We start from the raw sequence: 1,664 nt of genomic DNA on the forward strand, positions 1-1,664 counted from the left end.
TGCCCCATTCCACCTACTCCAATAACTGCTTTTGTAAGTTGGTCACTTGGTGGAATAAAGTTAACGCCTCCCATTACGTGTCTAGGTATAATACTAATAGCTGTTGCTACTAGTAAAGACTTCTTCACAAAATCTCTACGGTTGGTTGCTTTCTTATCCATAATTCTATTTTATTTACATTTTCACAATAACTAGAACAAAGAAACAGTAGAGTGTGTAAAAAGAAGGGTAATAAATGGGGTAATAGAATAAAAAAAGAGAGTTATTTTAAGAATACATCAAAACAGCCTACCGCCTTTAAACCAAAAGTTTTTCAAAAGAAGTTGCATAGTCTTCTTTATAAAGTTTTGCATATAGTTTAGAAAAATTATCGTAAACCGTATGAGCCATACTTAATTTTCCTTGATGTATTAAAATTTTAACTTTTAGACAAAGGGCTTGTTCGTTTAAATCGTCGTACAAATAAATAACTTTTGCAATACTGTATAATAAACTTTCGTGTTTATGAATATGTAACTTTGGAATTAAACCTGTTAGCTGTTCTATAACCTGATTGCTAAACTTTTCTACAAAAGGGTCAAACCAAACATCCTCCATATTAGCTAACAACCTTCCTTCCTTTAGAATCTGAAGTAATTTTGGCACATTCTCTTCCAAATCATCTAATGTAGATTCCTCCTGAGAGAGAAAATCTAAATAATTTCTACTAGTAGCGTAATCGCAATAACAATCTTCTGTTATTTCTAAAAACCAACATTTTTCTTTAAAAAGAAGTTGCACTTCGGAACATGAGGAAAGAATTAATCTTAAATTCTGGATATTAGTACCTCTTGTATTTTTGGCACTTTGCACACTCATGCCTGGCCAAAGAAGTTCTGTCAATTTTTTTGTGGTTATTCCTCTTTTATTTTTTTGACTATATAAAAGAATAATTACAAAAATCTGTTTTAATTTAGGAGGTAACTTCTTAGCTATATCTTGGCCAAAGCTATTGATAATGCGCAACCTCCCAAAACAAAGTATTTGTTCTTTAAAATCTATTCCTAATGGTTTTTCTTTGTTTTTCCTATTTTTCCATAAAAAAGAACTAGCGATATTTCTACTCTTACTTTTTTGTTTTTTCCATCTTCTTTGTAACCAGAAAAAGAGGAGACCAAGCCCTATCACAAGCATAAAAGACAACAATACCTTAGCAAAATTGTTTTCACTAGTGGGTTTTCTATAATACAAGGCCCTTACTTCATTATCATTAAGTTCTCGCTCCCAAATTTTAATATCGGTCAGATACCCTATAAAAAATTCCTCCCATAAATTACTCCCTATTAATATGTTATAATTGGAAATAACATAGTCTGATATTAATCCTATTCTATCCGTTTGCTTTCCGTTGATATAAAAAACTAATTCGTTATTTACTTTAGAATGCACTAATGTAATATGCGTCCATGTATTAATTGGTATTGGAGAAGGTTTAGAAATATAATCTTTTATTCCCGCCATAGTAAACGTAAGAAACCCGTCATGAATTTTTAAAACAAAGTTATCTCCCTTACCCAAAATACTGTTATCTAGATTCCGGGCTGTAGGTTTTATCCAAGACGAAATTGTAAAACTAGATTGCAATGCTTCTCTACTTTTTAATCCTGCATCTATATATGCCCTAT

The 1,664-nt window shown here is 31.2% G+C and carries 1 protein-coding gene; it reads right to left on the minus strand.

Annotation, left to right across the window (positions count from 1 at the left end):
- Positions 1 to 297 precede the first annotated feature (297 nt).
- A partial coding sequence (locus QZZ51_RS16605; protein WP_291871730.1) for a LamG-like jellyroll fold domain-containing protein occupies positions 298 to 1,664 on the minus strand: 1,367 nt, incomplete at its 5' end.

It is taken from the genome of Maribacter sp., from assembly GCF_016744255.1.
In the GTDB taxonomy this organism is placed as follows: domain Bacteria; phylum Bacteroidota; class Bacteroidia; order Flavobacteriales; family Flavobacteriaceae; genus Maribacter_B.